This window comes from Leifsonia sp. AG29, from assembly GCF_009765225.1.
Lineage (GTDB): Bacteria > Actinomycetota > Actinomycetes > Actinomycetales > Microbacteriaceae > Leifsonia.
Window position 1 is genome coordinate 1,193,043 of record NZ_VMSF01000001.1, and the last position, 16,844, is coordinate 1,209,886.

Sequence of the window (16,844 nt, forward strand, 5' to 3'; positions counted from 1 at the left end):
CATTCCATGCACACGCATGAGACCAAACCGCCGTCGCGGACGAGCGTATTCCCTCGGTCTCCCGCGCGTCAGGCCGCGCGGGTGCGTCGGGGCACGTAACGGGGGATGTAACGGCCCAGCACCGCCGCCCCGGCGAACCCGACGAGGCCCATGACGCCGCTCGCGAAGGCGATCGACGCGAGCGCGGTGAGGAGGGAGACGACCAGCGGCGCCACGGCCTGGCCGGCGTCTCCGGAGAAGCGCCACGCCCCGAGGAAGGGCGCGGGCCGATCGGCCGGGGCGAGATCCGCCCCCAGCGTCATGATGATGCCCGATCCGATGCCGTTCGCGACGGCGAGGAGCAGCGACACCGCGATGTACCACTGCACCCGGGCCCCGAGGTCGTGGGAGAAGGCGAGGAGGAGGAAACCGGTCCCCAAGCCGACCATCGAGGGGATGGCGCTCCACATCCGCCCGAAGCGGTCCATGATCTGGCCGCTCGCGTAGAAGAGCGCGAAGTCCACGGCGCCCGCGATGCCGATGATGAGCGCTGTGCTCGACTCGCTCAGGCCGATGGAGACCGCCCACAGGGGGAGGAGCACGGTCCGTGCGGAGCGGACCGCCGCGACGAGCGAGACGCCGCTGCCCATCCGGACGAGCACCTCCCGGTGCGACCAGATGGTGCGGAAGAGCCCGTGGGTGCGCTCCTCGGCCTCCTCCTCTCCGGCGGTGACCTGCTGCCCGGAGGCATCGCTCACGTGCGGGCTCGGTCCGAACATCTTCTCCGGGTCGGGGAGGGCGAGGAGGACGATCACCGAGCCGAGGCAGCTGACGATGAAGATCCAGAACACCGACTGCGTGCTTCCCGTGAGGGCGATGACGGCGGACGCGATCAACGGGCCGACGAACCATCCGGCTCGGAAGATCCCGCCGAGGGTCGACAGTGCGCGCGCCCGGTAGCGTGCCGGGACGTACGTCGTCATGAAGGCGTGCCGGGCGAGCGCGAAGACGGCGGTCGCGAGGCCGACCAGCAGCACCCCGATGCTCAGCACGCCGTATCCCGGAGCAACAAGGCAGATGACGACGCCCACGATGGCGATCGCGGCGGCCCCGATCATGGAGGCGCGCTCACCGACCCGCGACACGATCCAGCCGCTCGGGATGTCGCCGATCAGCTCGCCCACCATGATCATGGAGGCGATGAAGCCCGCCATCGCGAGACTCGCCCCGAGGTTTCCGGCGGCGATCGGAATGATCGGGATGATCGCCCCCTCGCCGATCGAGAAGAGCAGGGTCGGGAGGAAGGCCGCCAAGGCGACCGAGCGGAAGCTGAAGGGGCGCTCTGGGGACGACATCTCCTTAACACCGTACAACTTTCGGTCGGAGCCGCCGGCGGGCTCCCGGCCGGTAGGCTGGGGAGCGCCATGATCGAACTCGACCTCTCCTCGCAGATCGCCGACCTGCGCTCCACCTTCGCCGACATCACGGCGGTCGTCGACGTCCCGAAGCTCCGCGCCGAGATCGCGGACCTCAGCGAGAAGGCCGGCGCCCCCGACCTCTGGGACGACACGGCGAACGCCCAGAAGGTCACGAGCGCCCTCAGCCACCGGCAGTCCGAGCTCGGGCGGATCACCGCGATCGAGCGGCGCCTCGACGACCTGGAGGTGCTGGTCGAGCTGGCCAACGAGGCCGAGGACGAGGAGTCGGCCGCCGAGGCGCGTGCCGAGCTGCAGTCGCTCCAGACGGCGCTCGGCGACCTCGAGGTGCAGACGCTCCTCAGCGGCGAGTACGACGAGAGATCCGCGATCGTGACGATCCGCTCCGGCGCCGGCGGCGACGACGCGACCGACTTCGCCGAGATGCTCATGCGCATGTACCTGCGCTGGGCGGAGCAGCACAAGTACCCCGTGAAGGTGATGGACACCTCCTATGCGGAGGGCGCCGGGATCAAGTCCGCGACCTTCGAGGTCGACGCGCCGTACGCGTTCGGAACGCTCTCCGTCGAGGCCGGCACGCACCGCCTGGCGCGCATCAGCCCCTTCGGGTCGGCCGACAAGCGCCAGACCTCGTTCGCCGCCGTCGAGGTCATCCCCCTCATGGAGGAGGCGACCGAGGTCGAGATCCCCGAGGGCGACATCCGCATCGACGTCTTCCGGTCGTCGGGCCCGGGCGGCCAGTCGGTCAACACGACCGACTCCGCCGTGCGCATCACGCACCTCCCGACCGGCATCGTCGTCTCCATGCAGAACGAGAAGTCGCAGATCCAGAACCGCGCCGCCGCGATGCGCGTCCTCCAGACGCGCCTCCTGCTCCTGCAGAAGGAGGAGGAGGCCGCGAAGAAGAAGGAGCTCGCCGGGACCATCACGGCGAGCTGGGGCGACCAGATGCGCTCCTACTTCCTGTACGGCCAGCAGCTCGTCAAGGACCTGCGCACCGGGTACGAGTCGGGCAACCCGAGCGCGGTGTTCGACGGCGACCTCGACGGGTTCATCGCGGCGGGGATCCGCTGGCGCGCCGGGAACAAAGCAGAAGCACAGGACTGACCCGCCCGGCGTGGATCAGCCGTCGACCCGGCGCTCGGTCGCCGTACAGGGTTGACGCGCTCGGGCATGTCGCTACTGCGGATCGACGCGGGACTGCTTAGTCTCAAGGGGTCATGATCCGGTTCGAACACGTATCCAAGCAGTATTCGGGCACCTCTCGCCCGGCGCTGAACGGCATCAACCTGGAAGTGCTGCGCGGAGAGTTCGTCTTCCTCGTCGGCGCCTCCGGGTCCGGCAAGTCCAGCTGCCTGCGCCTCATCCTCAAAGAGGAGAAGCCCACCAAGGGCACCATCCACGTGCTGGGGCAGGACCTCGGCAGCATCTCCTCCCGCAAGGTCCCGTACTTCCGCCGCAACATCGGCGTCGTCTTCCAGGACTTCCGGCTGCTTCCGAACAAGAGCGTCTTCCAGAACGTCGCGTTCACGCTCCAGGTGATCGGCAAGTCGCGCGGCTTCATCCAGGAGGCGGTGCCCGACGTCCTCAAGATGGTCGGTCTCGACGGCAAGGCCCAGCGCCTCCCGCACGAGCTCTCCGGCGGTGAGCAGCAGCGCGTGGCGATCGCCCGGGCCGTTGTGAACAAGCCGCAGATCCTCCTCGCCGACGAGCCGACGGGCAACCTCGACCCGGCCACGAGCGCGGGGATCATGGCCGTGCTCGAGCGCATCAATGCGGGTGGCACCACCGTGCTCATGGCGACGCACGAGGCGGGCATCGTCGACCAGATGCAGAAGCGCGTCGTCGAGCTCGTCGGCGGACAGATCGTCCGCGACGAACGCCACGGCGGCTACGGATTCACGGCCGCGATCCCGGTGGCCAAGCCGCTGGACCGCGACGAGGCCGCCCGCGAGCCGGAATTGGTCGCCGTCGCTGCGCGATCCCAGGAGGCGACGCGCGAGGACGCGGGCGCTCCGATGACGCGTCCGCACACGCCCGTCGGCACGCCGCAGGCTCCTGTGGCGGCCCCTCAGCTCACCGGCCCGCAGCCGATCCATGCCGCCGCGCGGCACTCGGCCGTGCCCGCGCCGGTCTCCTCGGCCGCTCACGAGGCTCCGCAGCTGGCGGATGCGCAGCACGAGGCCCCGCCGCCTCCGGCGCCCGCGCCGGACCCCGAGCGGTACCCGGCGCCGGTGCAGTTCGCGACCGCGCCGATCGCTCCGCCGCCCGCCTCGGAGGACCTCCCCGAGCACCTCAACTTCACGGCCAACCTCGACCTCCGCGGGCTGCGCGAGGGCGGCGCCGAGGGCGAGCAGAATGTGGGGCCGACGAAATGAGATTCGGACTCATCTGGTCGGAGGTCGGCAACGGCCTCCGCCGCAACCTCTCGATGGTCGTCTCGGTCGTCCTCGTCACCTTCATCTCGCTGACGTTCGTCGGCACGGCGGTGCTGCTGCAGATGCAGATCGGCCAGATGAAGAACTACTGGTACGACCGCGCCCAGGTGGCGGTGTACATGTGCACCGAGACGGACGCGTGCCAGGGAGGCGCCGCCTCAGCCCAGAACGTCGAGGCGGTCAAGAAGCAGCTGGAGTCGCCCGAGCTCTCGCAGTACATCCAGAAGTTCTACTTCGAGGACCAGCAGCAGGCCTACCAGCGCTTCAAGCAGCAGTTCAAGGGCAACCAGATCGCGGACTTCGTGACGCCCGACATGATCCCGCAGACGTTCTGGGTCAACCTCAAGGACCCGAACAACTCGGCCGTGCTGACCGAGACCCTCTCCGGCAGCACCGGGGTCCAGAGCGTCGTCGACCAGCGCAGCTACCTCGATCAGATCTTCAGCATCCTCAATGCGGCAAGCATCACCGCGATCGGGATCGCCGCGATCATGCTGATCGCCGCCGTGCTCCTCATCGCGACGACCATCCGGCTGTCCGCCTTCTCACGGCGGCGGGAGATCGGCATCATGCGGCTCGTGGGCGCCTCCAACCGGTTCATCCAGACGCCGTTCATCATCGAGGGCGTGATCGCCGCGCTCGTCGGGTCGGTCCTCTCGTCGGTGGTGATCGCGCTCGGCGTGCAGTTCTTCGTGCACGACTTCCTGGGTCAGCGCATCCAGTCCATCAACTTCGTCGGGCTCGACCAGGCGTGGCTGGTGATCCCGTTGCTGATCGTCATCGGGGTCGTCCTGGCGGCCGCCTCCGCCAACTTCGCGATCAAGCGCTACCTCAAGGTCTGAGCCGCCGCCTCCCGGCGGTGGCCCGGCCGCTGCGTTAGACTGGTCTGCTGCCCGGCGCGACGCCGGGCAGCATCCCCTTTCGTCGAGCCGAGGAGCGAGCCGTGCCCAAAGAACGCGGTCAGAAGGTCGTGGCCACCAACCGCCGCGCCCGGCACGATTACACCATCGAGGACACGTTCGAGGCCGGCCTCGTGCTGACCGGCACCGAGGTCAAATCCCTCCGCCTGGGCCGTGCCTCGCTGGTCGACGGCTACGGCTTCATCGACGGCGGGGAGGCCTGGCTCGATGCCGTGCACATCCCCGAGTACGCCGACGGCACCTGGAACAACCACGCGCCTCGTCGGAAGCGCAAGCTGCTCCTCCACAAGGCTCAGATCCTCAAGATCGAGAACAAGGTCAAGCAGGGCGGCTACACGATCGTCCCCCTGCAGATCTACTTCAACGACGGCCGCGCCAAGGTCGAGATCGCCGTGGCCAAGGGCAAGCGCGAGTACGACAAGCGCCAGGCGCTGCGCGAGCGGCAGGACAAGCGCGAGGCCGAGCGGGCCATGTCGTCGCGGCGTCACCTGGGGGAGTGACGTGGACTCCCCGGCGCAGCGCATCCCGGTCCCCGGGACGTTCAACTTCCGCGATGTGGGCGGCTACCGGGCCGAGAGCGGCGTCGTGCGGAGGGGCAAGCTGTTCCGCGCGGACGCGCTGGGGCGCCTGGGGGAGGAGGGGCGGAACCACCTCCGCCGGCTCGGCGTCCGGGTCGTCATCGACCTGCGCGACGACTACGAGGTCGAATCGGTGCCCGACGACGTCGAGGGGCTCGGCCTGACCCGGCTGCATCTCCCGGTGTTCGAAGGCTCGGGCGCCGCAGCCTCCACGCTCGGCGCGACGATCGTCGACCTGTACGAGAAGATCCTGTTCCAGCACCGCGAGGTGGTGGTCGGCGCGCTGCGCGAGATCGCCGACACCGGGGACGATCCCGTAGTGGTGCACTGCACGGCCGGCAAGGACAGGACCGGCGTCGTCGTAGCGCTGGCGCTCTCCGCGGTCGGTGTCGACCGCGAGGTCGTGCTCGACGACTACGAGGCGACCGAGGGCAACCTCGCGGGCGAATGGCTCGAGAACATGCTCGCCCTCGTCCGCCGGTACGGTGTCGAGGTGACGCCCGATCTCCGGATCATCCTGGGCGGCAGCCCGCGCGAGGCGATGGAGGCGGTGCTCGACGCCGTCGATGAGCGTTTCGGCAGTGTGCGCGGCTACCTGCTGGAGGCAGGGCTCGACGAGTTCGAGCTGGCGAAGCTCCGGTCGGTCCTGGTCGAGCCGGCGTGACGGCCGCCGCCGCGCTGAAACTCACATCGGACCCATAATCCGCATACAGCCCGAGCGGGGCTCGCTCGTGGTTCCATGTGAGCATGCAAGACCAGCAGCCCACGGAGCCGCTCCCGCCTCACGGCGTGGCGCCCGGCCCCACGATCATCGCCGAGCCGTTCTACAAGCGGCACGGCCTCGCGTTCGCGATCTCGACGCTCGTTCTCTCGCTCGTGCTGCTCCTGGGGCTGGCCGGTGCTGGGACGTTCGCGGTCGTCAGCGCGGTCACGCATCTCGGTGAGCGGGGGATCTCGCGCGTGATCCCCGGAGCGCCGGGTCAGGGTCTCCCCGGGCATCAGCGGGGGATGCCGGGCGCACCGGGCTCCGGCGAGCCCGGAGGCGGCCAGGGCGGAGGCCAGGCGAAGGCGGGTCGCATCGTGGAGGGTGCCATCACATCCCTGTCCGGTTCCAGCTGGACGATCGACACGTTCAACGGCGCCACTCTCTCGGTCACCGTCACGTCGTCCACCGTCTTCGGGCACCCGGGAGCGACCGAGAAGAAGTCCGACTTCGCCGTGGGTGACGAGGTCGTCGTCGTGGGCGTTCGGTCCGGCGGGGCGTTCACGGCCACACGGATCTTGAAGCTCTCCGACCTCCCGCTGCGGACGCCGAAGCCGAGCCCGTCGGCCACTCCCTGACGCGCGGACTCGGCGCGATCCGGCATAAAGGCCGGCGCCCTCGTGTTGTATGATGAGAAGCTCGCCGAGAAGCGAGCACCGCACCTCCACAACTCAACAGCGCGCGACGACGACCCAGCCTCACGGCTGCGCATGGGGATGATCGGTTTCGACATTGTCTGCGAGAGTGTGAGAAGCGGGTCGAGGATGCATGCTTATCTCGTTAACGATGCATGCGAAAAAATAAGTGCCAATTCCAAGAGCACTGTCTCGGCCAAGGCCGACTTCGCCCTCGCGGCGTAAGTCCCCTTCGCTGTAAAGAGACCGTCAGACCGGGAATCGTCTCCTACCCGGATCCTGGCGTCAGCTAGGAGGCTTGCTTCTGCGTTGAGCATCAGGGCGCAGAGGGACTCTCACTGATACTGGGCCCGCCGGATCAGGTGCCAGCGACAAGATCCGGGGTCGAGAAAGCGACTGCACTGGCTACACCCGTAGAAGGCGCATGACCACAGCAGTGGACGGGGGTTCGATTCCCCCCATCTCCACCACTCGGTCGTCGTCGCGCGTTGTTCGAGACCCGCCGGTCGAGCTGAAGCGGGAGCAGAGATGAGCACTGGGCCGGACTCGCCGGACGCCGCGGCCGACCCGCAGGCCCTGCTGGCCGACCTGGTGCGGACCGTTACGACGGCGCTCCCTCCGGCTGTTGTCGGCCGCGTGCTCGAGATCGAGCGGCGCAGGACGATCGCCGACCGTGTCGCCGGGCGCCCGGGCGCGATCACGGCCATCCGCCTTGCGGGCGGGAGGGAGGCCCTGTCCCTCAGCTACGACCCCGGTCCGCGGTGGCGCTGCGAGATCTCCCTGGTCTACGAGGGCGTCGCCGTGACGAGCGAGAGCGTCGCGCTCGGGGCCTGGCTGACCGCCTTCGCGCGCCTCCTCGCGGCGATCGCGCTGGCCGAGGCCGGCGACGCCGCCGCTTCATCGCGCGCTCTGCAGACCCTGGGGCTGGCGGCGAGCGGCTCGGAGATCCAGGTGAGAGACGTCACCCTCGTCGGCGATCTGCTGACCCTCGCGGCGCGCCTCGGCGACCGCGTCCCTCCCGAGGCAGCCGCGACCGTCAGCCGCATCGCCGACCTGCTCATCGACACGCTCGAACGATCGGACGGTGACGAGGACGCGGAACGCCTCGTCCGCCGAACAGCTTCGGTCTATCTGCCGGACACGCTCCGCGCCTATCTTGCCCTCCCGGCGGACTGGGCCTCGGGGCACGTGCTTCCCGACGGCAGCTCACCCGCCGACGCCCTCGTCGCGCAGCTCCACGAGCTGGAGGCCGCGGCGACGGGGATGAGGGAGGCGGCCCTCCGGCACGACGCGTCCGCGCTGCAGATCAACGGGCGCTTCCTCGCGGAGCGCTTCTCGCGGTCGCGGCTCGACCTGTCCTGACGGCCGTGCCGGTCAGCTCGACGTCGAATGCGAGCGGTCGACGTAGCTGCGCGAGCGCTCGATCTGCTGTTCGAGCGCGTGAACCGTGGCACCCATGCTCTCGACGGCCTTGGCCCGGTAGCCGTCGATGGCGTCCATCGTCGCGAAGACGTTGTCGAACGCGTGCTGCAGCGTCTGAAGGCTGACACCGGTCGAGACAGCGTCCTCCTGTACTCGCGCAGTCTGCTGCTGGAGGAGCTGACCGGTGTGATCGATCATGGCGTTCGTCGCGTCGTTGAGCGCGCTGACCTGGTCGAGCACCAGCTCCTGGTTCACGAGGGCCTGCGACACGATCATTGCCGTCCGGAGAGCGGCCACCGTGGTCGTGCGGGCGCGCTCGACGCCCTTGATGAGCTCGAGGTTGTTCTTCCGCACGGCGTCCAGCGCGAGATAGCCCTGGACGGACACCGCGATCTGCGTGCTCAGGTCCTGACGGCGCTGCCGGATCGGGAAGAGCGCGTCGGCGACGAGCGCGTCGGCCATCCGCGGGTCCTGGGCGCGCAACGCGGCGGCCCGTTTCTCGGTCGCCTCGTCGAGCGCTTGGGCGAGAGTGGCGTACTCTCCGAGCTTGCCCATGGTCGTCCAGAGGTTCGCCCGCTCGAGGTCGATCGCCGCGTTGTCCTTCAGCAGGGCGTCCTGGCCGGAGACGAGTGCCGAGATGATCGCGTCGAGTTGCTTCTGGGCCGGCTGGTAGCGCTCGAAGTAGCGCATCAGGCTCTTTCCGCCGGGCAGCCGCCCGAAGAACCCCTTCGCGCCGGTGGCATCGACTCGAGCCGGATCGAGTTCGGTGATGGTCGTGCGCAGTTGCTGGAGCGTCTGCGCCACCTGCGTCTGCGGGTCGGAGGGCGTTCCACGGCCGCGGGCGGCGGCCAGGGAGGACGAGGGTCGCTCCAGCATGCGGCTCGAGACCTCGGACGACGACCGGATCTCCCGCACCCCCATGCGTGCGATCTCGTCGACGCGGCGCGTGAACTCCGGGCTCCCGGGCTCCTCCGCGGCGAGCCCGTCGACGAACTCGTCGGCCTTCGCGCGCAGTTCCGCCTGCTTCTCGTCCGGGACGGCGACCATCCCGACGGCGCGCTCGCGCTCTACTTCGGGCACAGTCGGAGGGGGCGTCAGGTCGAGGTCTGCCGGCGCGTCTTCAGGCGGGGTCAGGGGCTGATTCAGATCGAGCTCGGACATCGCTGTTCCTCCCGGTGATCTCGGGCACCTCATCACACCCTAGAACGCGGAGGCGCCGATGGCGCGAGGCTATCAGGGCCGCCACGTGTCGATGGCCGCGAAGAGCTCCGCCTTCCGCTCCTCCGACGCGAAGGACGCCTCGACGGAGTTGCGCGCCAGCCGGCGCGCCCGCTCCTCGGTGAGGCCGAGGGCGTCTCGAACGGCGATGAAGTTCTGCCCGGCGTACCCGCCGAAGTAGGCGGGGTCGTCGGAGTTGACCGTCACGAGCACGCCGGCGTCATCGAGCCTCAGCAGCGGGTGGCCGGCGAGGTCCGGCGTCGCCCGCAGACGGACATTGGACAGCGGACACACCGTGAGCGGGATCCGGTCGGCGGCGAGCCGCTGCACCAGCCGCTCGTCCTCGATCGAGCGGATGCCGTGGTCGATACGTTCTACGTGGAGCAGATCGAGCGCCTCCCACACGTACTCGGGAGGTCCCTCCTCGCCGGCGTGCGCCACCACGTGGAGGCCGGCTTCGCGCGCGCGCGAGTAGACCTCGGCGAACAGCGACGGGGGGTACCCCACCTCGGCGGAGTCGAGCCCGACGCCGACGATGCGGTCCGTCCGGGCGAGCGCCGCGGTGAGCGCCTCCTCGGCGGAGGCGACCGGCTGGTCCCGCAGGAAGCACAGGATCAAGGCCCCGGACATGCCGAGTCCTGCCCGCGCCTCATCGAGGGCCGTTCCGATCCCGTCGACGACGTCATCGAAGCGGACACCGTGTGCCGTGTGCGCCTGCGGGTCGAAGAAGATCTCGGCGTGCCGCACGCCCTGCGCGTGCGCTCGCCGGAGATAGCGCCGCGTGAGTTCGGTGAAGTCGTCGGCGGTGCGCAGAACGCCCATGGTCGCGTAGTAGAGGTCGAGGAACGACTGCAGGTCGGAGAAGTCGTACTGCGCCGCGAGTTCCTCGACAGAGGCGAAGGGCAGCGTCACGCCGTTGCGCGCGGCCAGCTCGAAGGCCAGACCGGGTTCCAGGGTGCCCTCGATGTGGAGGTGCAGCTCGGCCTTCGGGAGGGAGGCGAGCGCTTCGTCCGAGAGGGTCGCGCGAGTGTCCGTCATACGTCGATCCTCCCATCGACCGGGTGGGTGATCAGCCGACCTGCAGCAGGATCTTGCCGAGGTGTGCCGACGACTCCATCCGCCGGTGCGCCTGGGAGGCGTCTTCGAGCGGGAAGACCGAATCGATGACCGGCTTCACCAGTCCGGATTCCAGCAGCGGCCAGACGTGCTCGCGGACCGCGGCGATGATCGCCGCGCGCTCACCGAGCGGCCGGGCACGCAGAGTCGTTCCCTGGAGGCGCGCCCGCTTGCTCATGAGGACGCCCAGGTCGACCGACGCCGGCGTGCGCTCGCGCACCGCGATCGACATGATCCGGCCGCCGGTGGCGAGCGCCTCCAGATCGCGGGCGATGTAGGAGCCGCCGACGATGTCGAGGACGACGTCCACGCCGCGGCCGTCGGTGAACGCGAGAGCGGCGGCGACGAAGTCGTCGACGGTGTAGTCCACTGCGGCGTCGGCGCCGAGTTCGCGGCAGAACTCCGTCTTGCGCGCGCTCCCGGCGGTCGCGATCACGGGAGAGCCGTTCGCGTGAGCGAGCTGGATGGCCATGCTCCCGATCCCGCTCGAGCCGCCGTGGACGAGGAGGCTCTCACCGGGCCGGAGGCTCCCGAGATCGAACACGTTGGACCAGACCGTGGCGGCGACCTCCGGCAGACCCGCGGCCTCCACCAGGTCGACCGAGTCGGGCACCGGGAGGACCAGGCCGGCGTCGACGCTCACCAGCTCGGCGTATCCGCCGCCCGGGAGGAGGGCGCAGACGCGGTCGCCCGCCTCCCACTCGGTGACCTCAGGCCCGACCGAGTCGATGACACCCGAGACCTCGAGTCCCGGCCAGTCGGGAGCTCCGGCGGGTGGCGGGTAGAAGCCGCGGCGCTGACTGAGGTCGGCCCCGTTGAGCCCGGCCGCGACGACTCGGATCCGGACCTCGCGAGGCCCTGGGACGGGGTCGGGCACATCGCCGATCGTCAGCACCGATGCATCGCCGGGCTGGGGGATGAGCACGGCCCTCACCGGACGCTCCCTGCGCGCTCGGGCCGGCCGAGCACATCCCGGATCCGCACCTTGCTCGAGTACTCGATCGAGCCGTAGCGGAAGAGCCGCACCGCGATGCGCAGGACGACGATCGACAGGGCGAAGAGCTCCACGATGATGACGATCGCCTGCCACAGGGGCAGCGATCCGAACGCGTTGAGGATGAGGGCTGTGATCGGCGCCGTGTACGGGAAGAACGCGAGGATCTGCACGATCGGCGACTGCGGCGAGGTGATCGCGAACCCGGACGCGTAGAGCGGGATCACGACCGAGAACACGACGACCGAGAAGACGGGCGCTGCGTCCTTGGCCGTCGGCATGACGGCGCCGACGGCGACCAGCGTGCCCGTGAACAATGCGAAGCCGCCGATCAGGATCAACGTGCCGACGATCATCTTCTGCGGGTCGAAGACGAGCCCGGAGAGGTCCAGGTTGGGGAGGTTGAGCTGGTCGCGGAAGAACAGGAACCCGATCAGCATCGGGACGGCGAACACGGCGATCTGGATGATCCCGATGGCGAACAGCGAGATCACCTTCCCGATGAGGAGGTTCGTCGGATTGATGGTCGTGAGGATCATCTCCGTGACGCGGTTCTCCTTCTCCTCCAGGGTCGAGTTCAGCATCTGGTTGCCGAGGAAGACGATGACGATGAAGAAGGCGGCGAGGAACACGAGCGCGGGCAGGATCGCCTCGAACCCGGGAGCCACCTGCCCGTTCTTGAACGTCGTCGTGCTCGTGTTCACGTCCCCCCGCACGACAGCCACGCTCACCGGATCGGCCAGCTTCTTCTCGACGCTCGCCGAGAGGAGCGATTCGGCCACAGCCGAGTACTTGCCGTTCTGCAGCAGGCCGACGTCCTCGCCGTAGACGCGGACCGCCTGCTTCGACGGGTCGGCGGGGAAGGAGAAGAACGCCGGGGTGACCCCGTCTTTCACCTTGCCGATCCCGTCTTCGTCGCTCGCGGCCAGGGCGCCCCCGTACTGCGTCGCAGTCGCGGGGTCGACGAGTCCGGAGGCGTCGGTGTACAGGAAGTCGAATCGCGCGTTCTTCTGCTGGTCGGCCGTGTTCGCGGTCGACACGTTGGAGGCGACGATCAGCGTGCCGAGGCCGATCACGAGGATCGGGACGATCAGGGTGATCGCCCAGAAGCGGCGCTTGGTGACCGTCCGGATGAACTCGAACGAGATGACCGTGGACAGGTTGTGCCGTGCCATGTCACTCCTCCCCGCGGCTCTCGGCGCCGTAGACCTCGACGAAGATGTCATCGAGCGACTTCCGGGTCGGCGCGAACCGTGAGACGCGGACGCCCGCGTCGACGAGTCCCTGCAGGACCGCGGCAGCATCGGCACCGTCTGTCAGCTCGAGCTCCGCGTGGCCGCCCTGGTCGGAGGCGACGCGGTAGGCGGGGGCAGGGGGGATCGTCCCTTCGTGATCGACCTGGACCACCGTGCCGCCGAACTGGTCCTGCACCTCCTCCACGGTGCCGTAGGCGCGCGAGACGCCGTCCTTCAGGAGGATCACGCGGTCGCAGAGCCGCTCGACCTCCTCCATCTGGTGGGTGACCATCATGACGGTCGCGCCCGCCCGCTTCTGGTCATCGATGATCTCCATGAGGAGGCGCCGGTTGACCGGGTCGAAGCCTTTGGTCGGCTCATCGAGGATGAGCAGCTCGGGCTCGTTCATGATGGTGACGCCGAGCTGCACCTTCTGCTGCTGGCCGCCTGAGAGCTTGTCCAGCCGGACCTTCTCCTTCTCGCCGATCCCGACGCGCTCGAGGTACTCGCGCGACCAGCGGCGCGCCTGTTCGGCGGTGAGACCCTTCAGGCGGCCGAAGTAGACCATCACGTCGATGACGGACTCCTTCTTGTAGAGTCCGCGCTCCTCGGGGAGATAGCCCAGCCGGTCACCGCTCTCGGGCGCGAACGGGCGCCCGTCGATGTGGAGCACGCCCGCCGTGGGCTGATAGATGCCGAGCAGTGCCCGGATCGTCGTGGTCTTGCCGGAGCCGTTGGAGCCGAGGAACCCGAACGTCTCACCCCGGTGGATGTCGAAGGACAGGTCTCGGATCACCGTGGTCCGGCCGAAGTCCATGCGGAAGCCGGCGATGTGCACGAGGGGTTCGGCGGTGGGCGGCGGCGTGGCCGTCTGCGTGGGTGTCGGTGCGCTCACTGGAGTCAGCCTAGAGGGCCGGCCACCGGAAGGGGAGCGCCGTCCCGCGGGTCAGGAAAGAGCGTCCAGCAGGGCGGGGTGGAGCAGCCCGTTGGACGCCAGCGACGACCCGTTGCCCGGGCCGGGCGTCCCGTCGACGGACGTGAACGTGCCGCCCGCCTCCTCCACGATCGGGATCAGGGCCGCGAGGTCGTACGTCTTCACGCCGAACTCGCCGACCGCGTCGACCAGTCCCTCCGCGAGCAGCATGTAGGACCACATGTCGCCGTACGCGCGGTCGCGCCAGATGCGCCGAGTCAGGGCGATCAGTCGGTCGAGATACCCCGCCTGATCCCACTGCGCGATGCTCTGGAAGGAGAGGGAGGCGTGCTCCAGGTCAGACACCCCCGAGACGCGGATGCGCCGGGGCTCGGCGCCGGGGGAGTCGGTCGTCCACGCGCCGGTGTCGCGCGCGCCCCACCACCGCCGGCCGAGCGCGGGCGAGCTCACGACGCCGACCACCGGGACGCCGTCGATGGCGAGGGCGATGAGCGTGCCCCACACGGGGACGCCGCGGAGGTAGTTGGCCGTCCCGTCGATCGGGTCCACGATCCACTGACGCCGGGAGTCTCCCTCGGTGCCGTACTCCTCACCGAGGATGCCGTCGTCGGGCCGCTCCGCGGCGATCGTCTCGCGGATCGCCCGCTCGACAGCGAGGTCGGCCTCGGTGACCGGCGAGCGGTCGGGCTTCGTCTCGACATGGAGGTCGCGGTCGCGGAACCTCGCCGACGAGATGCCGTCGGCGAGGTCCGCGAGACGGAGCGCGAGGTCGAGGTCGGCGGCGTGCGTGTCGGTCACGCGTCGAGCCTAGCGGGGAGAGTCGAGCCCCCTGTCGATCGGGGCTTGCAGCGAACGGAGGAGGTTCCGCCCCTGAGGTGCGGAACCTCCTCCGTTCGACGCCGAAACCGGGGTGTCGCCGCGGATCGTCCTCCCTTAGAAAGACGCGATCACACGCAGTTCGGCTGGTAGGCCGGGTCGGCGGGCCCGTTCGGGACGCTCAGGGCCTCCAGCACCAGCTGCTGAACGACGGCGTCGTTGGGGGTCTGGTCGTGCTCGATCGGGTCGGCGGGGCACTTGTCCTGGATCACGATGTTGGTGACCTGCGAGGCCGAACCGCTCAGGGCCTGGCTCTGGTACGGCGTGACGACCTCGTCGTGCGTGGTCGAGATGACCGTGTAGAACGGGCCCTTCACAGTGTCGCCGATCGAGTTCAGCTTCTGCAGGAAGGCGGATCCCGCGGTCTGGTCCGCGCAAGCCGGACACGCGGTGGGGGAGGCGCTGGTCAGCGCCGGCAGGCCGTCCGGCCCGGGGACGATCACCCCCTGCGTGCCGTGGTTCGACGGGGCGATGCCGATCAGCTGGTGCACGTTCTTCGCGCCTCCGAGGAAGCCCAGGTAGTAGCGGGGCATCATCCCACCCTGGCTGTGCCCGACGAGGTCGACCTGCGACGCCTTGGTGGAGGCGAGCACCGCGTCGACGAAGGGCGCCAGCTGCTGCGCCGAGTCGGCGATCGGGCCGGAGGCGTCGACACCGTTGTACTGCCCGTAGTCGAGGGCGAAGACGCAGTAGCCCGCCTGCTTGAGGACCGGCGACATCGTCGCCCAGTTCTTTGCCATGCTCTCGAACGTTCCGGGCACGAGGATCACGGGATACGGGTGAGCGGCGGACGGCACGCAGGACCAGTCGTTGGCGCCTGGGGGAGACACCGAAACGGTGTCCGCCTGGGCCGGCACGGCGATAGCGATCGAGCCGAGAGCCGCCGTGGCGGCGGCGATGAGCAGCTTCTTCAGTAACGACATCGGTACCTCTTTCGTCTGCGCCCATTCGGGACGGACGGGGGTATCCGTCGTGGACGCGGCTGTCGGCGAAAGACGGTAGCCGCCTGAGCGGAGGGATCAAGCGGTTATGAGGGGGTTCGGAGGTTGTGTGGAGGGGGTGTTCAGGGGTGGCGGGTGGCGGTGGGAGGCGGTTTTCCACAGCACACGGGGCGTCTGCCTGCTGAGACGGCACGAATGGCCCCCTCAGCGGCCACGTTTCCGGTTGAGGGGGCCATGACTGACCGTTCACTTCGTTCAACCGTCCTGAGGGATGAGCGCGGCTGGACCGGAACCCTCGCGGGGAGAGCGGCGTTCGGATGTCACTTGCCCGCTTGTCGTAGCCGTCGTCCGGACAAGCTGGCAGAGTGCTGTCCATGAAGCCCGTGTCCGATGGGATCGCGTCCGGCGGAGTCTGACGTGCTACGCCTTGAGCTGTTCGTCGCGCCGGATATCGTCGATGAGGTCCAGGCGGCACTCGTCGACGTCGGCGGAGTGAGGCGCGTGTGGTCGGGTCCGACGACGCTCGGTGGGGCGGTGATGCTGTCGGCCGAAATAGACGTCGATGGTGCCGATGCCGCTGTCGATCGGCTCGCGGCGTTCGGCATCGATGCCGAGGATGTCACACTGTGGCGGGTTCCCGGGATCCAGCCGCTCGGCTGGCGGCGGCAGCTCCGCCGGGTGGGGGACGGCGCCCAGGCGTGGGCGGAGATCGTGGGCCGCGCGGGCGAGAACGCACGGCTGTCGGGCACCTACCTCGTGTACATGGTGGCGGCGGGCATCATTGCCGGGATCGGCGTCGTCTCCGGTTCCGCGGTGCTCATCGTCGGTGCGATGGCGTTGAGTCCCGACCTCCTGCCGGTCGTTACGATCGCCATCGGCATCGTCGAGCGGCGAGGGCGGCTCGCGCTCGGGGCGCTGGGCGTCCTCGGCGTCGGGCTGGCCGCGGCGGCGCTCGGGGCGTTGCTGGCGACGCTGCTGCTCCTCGTGACGGGCCGGATCCCGGCCGACCTCGTGCTCGCCGACACCGTCATCGGCGAGGCGCTGACCCAGATCGGCCCGGGCAGCCTGGTCGTCGCGGCCACGGCTGGTGTCGCGGGGATGCTGGCGCTCGAGCGTCCCGGCGGTGCCGCCGTCGGGGTCGCGATCTCGGTGACGACGATCCCGGCGGCGTCGTACGTGGGCGCGGCGCTGGCGATGGGGCGGGATGACCCGGCGATCGGAGCGGTGATGGTCCTGCTGTCGAACGTGGCGATGCTGCTGGCCGCCGGCGCCATCACGCTCGCGGTGCAGCGCGAGGTCCGTCGGCGACGCGGGTCGAAGAGGGCAGGCGGGGACGATTCGGCAGCGCGCGGATGACGT

General features: G+C 69.4%; 16 protein-coding genes and 1 other RNA gene. 9 read left to right on the top strand and 8 right to left on the bottom strand.

The features are described 5' to 3' along the window. Positions 1–68: 68 nt before the first annotated feature. The gene (locus FPT20_RS05795; RefSeq protein WP_158863455.1) at positions 69–1,334 is read right to left on the bottom strand and encodes an MFS transporter; all 1,266 of its coding nucleotides are present in this window, start codon (positions 1,332–1,334) and stop codon (positions 69–71) included. Between the two features lie 69 nt (positions 1,335–1,403). Here FPT20_RS05795 and prfB point away from each other — a divergent pair, with 69 nt between their 5' ends. From prfB to FPT20_RS05835, 8 genes are all read left to right on the top strand, one after another. Continuing rightward, positions 1,404–2,522: a peptide chain release factor 2 gene (prfB, locus tag FPT20_RS05800; protein ID WP_158863457.1), complete on the top strand. Its 1,119-nt coding sequence runs from the start codon at positions 1,404–1,406 to the stop codon at positions 2,520–2,522. A gap of 113 nt (positions 2,523–2,635) precedes the next feature. Then, complete coding sequence (gene ftsE / locus FPT20_RS05805) at positions 2,636–3,793, top strand: cell division ATP-binding protein FtsE (RefSeq protein ID WP_158863459.1); 1,158 nt, start codon at positions 2,636–2,638, stop codon at positions 3,791–3,793. Beyond that, on the top strand, positions 3,790–4,695 hold the full coding sequence (ftsX, locus tag FPT20_RS05810; protein WP_158863461.1) for a permease-like cell division protein FtsX: 906 nt from the start codon (positions 3,790–3,792) through the stop codon (positions 4,693–4,695). Before ftsE ends, ftsX begins: the two co-directional genes overlap by 4 nt. 101 nt (positions 4,696–4,796) lie before the next feature. Further along, positions 4,797–5,273, top strand: a complete 477-nt coding sequence (smpB, locus tag FPT20_RS05815) for an SsrA-binding protein SmpB (protein WP_158863463.1) — start codon at positions 4,797–4,799, stop codon at positions 5,271–5,273. Between the two features lies 1 nt (position 5,274). Beyond that, complete coding sequence (locus FPT20_RS05820) at positions 5,275–6,015, top strand: tyrosine-protein phosphatase (protein WP_158863465.1); 741 nt, start codon at positions 5,275–5,277, stop codon at positions 6,013–6,015. Between the two features lie 83 nt (positions 6,016–6,098). Continuing rightward, positions 6,099–6,692: a DUF5666 domain-containing protein gene (locus FPT20_RS05825; protein WP_158863467.1), complete on the top strand. Its 594-nt coding sequence runs from the start codon at positions 6,099–6,101 to the stop codon at positions 6,690–6,692. A 134-nt stretch (positions 6,693–6,826) separates the two neighbouring features. After that, positions 6,827–7,219, top strand: a transfer-messenger RNA (tmRNA) gene (ssrA, locus tag FPT20_RS05830). Positions 7,220–7,277: 58 nt separating this feature from the next. Further along, the gene (locus FPT20_RS05835) at positions 7,278–8,111 is read left to right on the top strand and encodes a hypothetical protein (RefSeq protein ID WP_158863469.1); all 834 of its coding nucleotides are present in this window, start codon (positions 7,278–7,280) and stop codon (positions 8,109–8,111) included. Between the two features lie 12 nt (positions 8,112–8,123). Here the strand turns inward: FPT20_RS05835 and FPT20_RS05840 are convergent, their stop codons facing one another. From FPT20_RS05840 to FPT20_RS05870, 7 genes are all read right to left on the bottom strand, one after another. Beyond that, on the bottom strand, positions 8,124–9,332 hold the full coding sequence (locus FPT20_RS05840) for a toxic anion resistance protein (protein ID WP_158863471.1): 1,209 nt from the start codon (positions 9,330–9,332) through the stop codon (positions 8,124–8,126). 72 nt (positions 9,333–9,404) lie between these two features. Next, entirely contained in the window at positions 9,405–10,427 is a 1,023-nt protein-coding gene (locus tag FPT20_RS05845; RefSeq protein WP_158863473.1) for an adenosine deaminase, read from the bottom strand. A 31-nt stretch (positions 10,428–10,458) separates the two neighbouring features. Next, positions 10,459–11,439, bottom strand: coding sequence for an NAD(P)H-quinone oxidoreductase (locus FPT20_RS05850; protein WP_158863475.1), 981 nt, complete (start codon positions 11,437–11,439; stop codon positions 10,459–10,461). After that, entirely contained in the window at positions 11,436–12,674 is a 1,239-nt protein-coding gene (locus FPT20_RS05855) for an ABC transporter permease (protein ID WP_158863477.1), read from the bottom strand. Before FPT20_RS05855 ends, FPT20_RS05850 begins: the two co-directional genes overlap by 4 nt. Position 12,675: 1 nt before the next feature. Further along, positions 12,676–13,551, bottom strand: coding sequence for an ABC transporter ATP-binding protein (locus tag FPT20_RS05860; protein WP_158867866.1), 876 nt, complete (start codon positions 13,549–13,551; stop codon positions 12,676–12,678). A gap of 129 nt (positions 13,552–13,680) precedes the next feature. After that, positions 13,681–14,466, bottom strand: a complete 786-nt coding sequence (locus FPT20_RS05865; protein ID WP_158863479.1) for an inositol monophosphatase family protein — start codon at positions 14,464–14,466, stop codon at positions 13,681–13,683. A 149-nt stretch (positions 14,467–14,615) separates the two neighbouring features. Next, positions 14,616–15,467, bottom strand: coding sequence for a lipase family alpha/beta hydrolase (locus tag FPT20_RS05870; RefSeq protein WP_158863481.1), 852 nt, complete (start codon positions 15,465–15,467; stop codon positions 14,616–14,618). A 435-nt stretch (positions 15,468–15,902) separates the two neighbouring features. Between FPT20_RS05870 and FPT20_RS05875 the strand changes: the two genes are divergently transcribed. Then, positions 15,903–16,841 (top strand): DUF389 domain-containing protein, encoded by a 939-nt coding sequence (locus tag FPT20_RS05875; RefSeq protein ID WP_158863483.1) that lies wholly within the window; start codon positions 15,903–15,905, stop codon positions 16,839–16,841. Positions 16,842–16,844: the final 3 nt, after the last annotated feature.

Coding starts and splice junctions, on each gene's coding strand:
- FPT20_RS05795 (WP_158863455.1), bottom strand. CDS start 1,334: ATGTCGTCCCCAGAGCGCCCCTTCAGCTTCCGCTCGGTCGCCTTGGCG.
- prfB (WP_158863457.1), top strand. CDS start 1,404: ATGATCGAACTCGACCTCTCCTCGCAGATCGCCGACCTGCGCTCCACC.
- ftsE (WP_158863459.1), top strand. CDS start 2,636: ATGATCCGGTTCGAACACGTATCCAAGCAGTATTCGGGCACCTCTCGC.
- ftsX (WP_158863461.1), top strand. CDS start 3,790: ATGAGATTCGGACTCATCTGGTCGGAGGTCGGCAACGGCCTCCGCCGC.
- FPT20_RS05825 (WP_158863467.1), top strand. CDS start 6,099: ATGCAAGACCAGCAGCCCACGGAGCCGCTCCCGCCTCACGGCGTGGCG.
- FPT20_RS05835 (WP_158863469.1), top strand. CDS start 7,278: ATGAGCACTGGGCCGGACTCGCCGGACGCCGCGGCCGACCCGCAGGCC.
- FPT20_RS05840 (WP_158863471.1), bottom strand. CDS start 9,332: ATGTCCGAGCTCGATCTGAATCAGCCCCTGACCCCGCCTGAAGACGCG.
- FPT20_RS05845 (WP_158863473.1), bottom strand. CDS start 10,427: ATGACGGACACTCGCGCGACCCTCTCGGACGAAGCGCTCGCCTCCCTC.
- FPT20_RS05855 (WP_158863477.1), bottom strand. CDS start 12,674: ATGGCACGGCACAACCTGTCCACGGTCATCTCGTTCGAGTTCATCCGG.
- FPT20_RS05860 (WP_158867866.1), bottom strand. CDS start 13,551: ATGGACTTCGGCCGGACCACGGTGATCCGAGACCTGTCCTTCGACATC.
- FPT20_RS05870 (WP_158863481.1), bottom strand. CDS start 15,467: ATGTCGTTACTGAAGAAGCTGCTCATCGCCGCCGCCACGGCGGCTCTC.